This window comes from Thermoflexus sp., from assembly GCF_025055495.1.
Taxonomy (GTDB): Bacteria; Chloroflexota; Anaerolineae; order Thermoflexales; family Thermoflexaceae; genus Thermoflexus.
On record NZ_JANWXB010000274.1, the window covers coordinates 1 to 2,832 of the forward strand.

Genomic DNA, 2,832 nt, shown 5'->3' on the forward strand with positions numbered 1-2,832 from the left:
AACGCTCCGAACGCATCGTTGTTTTAGGGGTTCGGGGTGCGAGGCGGGGCCAAAGGCTCTCTGCCCCCGAGGAAGTCTTTTCTCCCCCTCCCTGCGGCCCACAGGGCCACGGGGAGGGGGAAGGGCCCTTCGCTGAATGGAGGCCTTATGGGATCTCCTCGAAAGGATATAACGGCGGTCCTCTTGGATCTGGATGGCACCCTCTACGCCGCGGAAGGGGTGATCCCAGGCGCTGGGGAGGCGGTGCGCACCCTGAGGGCACGGGGCCTCGCAGTCCGCTTCGTCACCAACACCACCACCCGCAGCCGTCGCGCCCTGGCCGATCGGCTCCAGCGCATGGGATTTCCGGCCGCGCCCGATGAGATCTACAGCCCGCCCTGGGCTGCCGGGCGCTTCTTGCGCCGGCGCCAGGCCCGGGCCTATCTGCTGGTCCCAGACGGGGCTCGGGAGGATTTCGCGGGGATCCCGGAAGAGGATCAGCGGCCGGATTACGTGGTGATCGGCGACCTGGGGGAAGGGTGGACCTTTGGGCGGCTGAACCGGGCTTTCCGGCTGATCCTGGAGCAGGGTGCGGGGCTCATCGGTCTGGGGCGGACCCGCTATTACCAGGCGGCCGATGGACCCCGGCTGGATGTGGGGCCGTTTGTCGCCGCGCTGGAGGAGGCCACTGGCCGGAAGGCCATGATCCTCGGCAAACCCGCCCCTGCGTTCTTCCAGATGGTCCTGGAGGACCTGGGGATATCGCCGGGGCAGGTCGTCATGGTAGGGGATGATATCGAAATCGATGTGGGCGGGGCGCAGACGGTGGGGATGCAGGGGATCCTGGTGCGGACCGGGAAGTTCCGGCCGGCGGATCTGGAAGGCCGGATCCGCCCGGACGCGGTCCTGACCTCTATCGCGGAGCTTCCGGCGTGGCTGGGATGAGGAGCGCGATGGGGGCCGCCGAAGGCGGCCCCCATCGCGGGAGGGTTCTTACTTGCCTTTCCCTTTCTCCTGGCCCGGCGGGGTGCTGGGGCGGTGCTCCTGGCCCGGCGGCATCTCCGGGCGTTGATCCGGGGGACTCCCCGGCGGGTTCTTGGGGCGGTTCTCCAATCCGGGCGGAGTCGCCGGCCGCTTCTCCAGCCCGGGCGGTGTCTCCGGTCGCTTCTCCAGCCCCGGCGGCATCTCCGGTCGCTGGCCGCCCTTCTTCGGCGGGTTCGCCGGCCCGGCCTCGACATACTTGCAATACGGGACGCCCATCCATCCCTCATTGAAGGCCGCCAGAACCTCCGACCAGCGAATCAGCATCCGGCCCACCTCGCTGGAGGGGGAGACGCCCGGGAAGTTTGCCGCAAACCACTCTCCGGCCTTATAGATGACCTCCGCAACCTCGCGCGGCGGCACTGCGCCGTTGGCCACGTTCAAAACCGCGGCGATGTATTGATGGGCCAGGATGTAGTAGGCATCGCCCCGTGGCGCCGTCCACAGAACCTGCATCCAGGTCTTGCCGCTGCGGAAGAAGAGATCGTTCGGATGATGGCCCTTCGGCCAGGCGTCGGGGTGCGTCTTCCAGAAGCCCTGGGTTAGCACGCAGCCCACCGGGCAGGGCGGTGCCGTCAGGTGGACCACCGCCTCCGCCTTGCGGGTCTCGTGGGTGTCCGATTCGGTGAGGGTGGCCACGTTGTGGAGCACAGCCTTGACATCGCAGGCGCTTACATTGGTGATGGTCTTGTGGAACGAAACAGAACCGGAATCAGAGAACGCCCACGGCCCGGTCGCGCTTGGCATGCAGGCGAAGCCGGAGGGGCAGTGCTCCTCGTCGCGCACCGTCGCCGACTCATCGATCTCAACGCGGGTGGGCTGCGTCGGCAACGAGAATCCCTCCTTCGGCTCTGGCCCGAAGGGGCATTTCGCCGGGCCGGGACAGTTCGGATCGTCTGGCAACCAGCCGGAGTGGTTCAGGATGGTCACGATCGCGTGGTTGCGATACTGGGTAACGCCTGGAAGGGGTGTGAAGGAGATCTCGTAGGGATAACAATAGGACTCCCCAGGATCCAGCACCGGATTCACGTGGACATCGACGGTCACGGTGATGAAGGGCGTCCAGTCCGTCACTGCCGGGGGATTCTTGTATTCCACCACATCGGTGATAGCCAATCCTTCAGTAGCCCTCTCTCCAGTGTTGGTCACGCAGATGGAGCCCCGGACGCCGGCGCGCTCTTCCTCCGCCGCCATGTGACGGGTGGCCGTGATGGTGTAGTGCACTTCTCCCCACTCCCCGCGGCCCAAGGTGAGGGCATCCGGCATCACGGTTTTCTCGACCGACCAGTCATAGGTGATCACATGGGTCCAGAAACCCTCGGCGGTTTTGTGGGCCTTGATGCTGGTGCCGGCCTGAGACGGCTGAGACATCGCCTTGGCAGGAGCGCTCTTGTTTCCTTCTTTCCCGGCGAGGCCGGCGGAGCTACCTCCCGCCGCCCAGGCTGTTCCCAAAACCAATACCACCAGGGCGAGGAGGGCGATGGCCAGGGCCATCCCCGCCCGCGTCCATGAGGTCCTCATGGTCCACCTCCTTTCAGATCAAATCGTCGCAAGATTTCTATTCAAGAGACCGTATTTCGCCCTGAAAAGTTACGAAAACATATGGTAAGAAAATTATAATGAAAAGGAAAGGTTAAAAACTATTAACCATTTTGTGACAAACAGAGTGCGCCTTAATCCACATCGTTGGCCACCCCTGGCGAGGGGCTTTTTAGGGCCTGGTAGGCGGGTGTTTCGTCATCCTCTGAATCCGTCCCGGTTCTCCGGTTTGCTTGAAGCACCCCTTCAAAAAACGGGTTGCGCTTCGGTGGG

The 2,832-nt window shown here is 64.3% G+C and carries 2 protein-coding genes; one reads left to right on the forward strand and one right to left on the reverse strand.

The features are described 5' to 3' along the window. The first annotated feature begins 147 nt into the window (after positions 1 to 147). Complete coding sequence (locus NZM16_RS08870; RefSeq protein ID WP_295479998.1) at positions 148 to 924, forward strand: TIGR01458 family HAD-type hydrolase; 777 nt, start codon at positions 148 to 150, stop codon at positions 922 to 924. 48 nt (positions 925 to 972) lie between these two features. Here NZM16_RS08870 and NZM16_RS08875 read toward each other — a convergent pair whose 3' ends face one another. Then, the gene (locus NZM16_RS08875) at positions 973 to 2,541 is read right to left on the reverse strand and encodes a hypothetical protein (protein WP_295480000.1); all 1,569 of its coding nucleotides are present in this window, start codon (positions 2,539 to 2,541) and stop codon (positions 973 to 975) included. Between the last annotated feature and the right edge of the window lie 291 nt (positions 2,542 to 2,832).

What these genes read in the sequence shown, in the direction of transcription:
- NZM16_RS08870 (WP_295479998.1), top strand. Translation starts at nt 148, where the DNA reads ATGGGATCTCCTCGAAAGGATATAACGGCGGTCCTCTTGGATCTGGAT.
- NZM16_RS08875 (WP_295480000.1), bottom strand. Translation starts at nt 2,541, where the DNA reads ATGAGGACCTCATGGACGCGGGCGGGGATGGCCCTGGCCATCGCCCTC.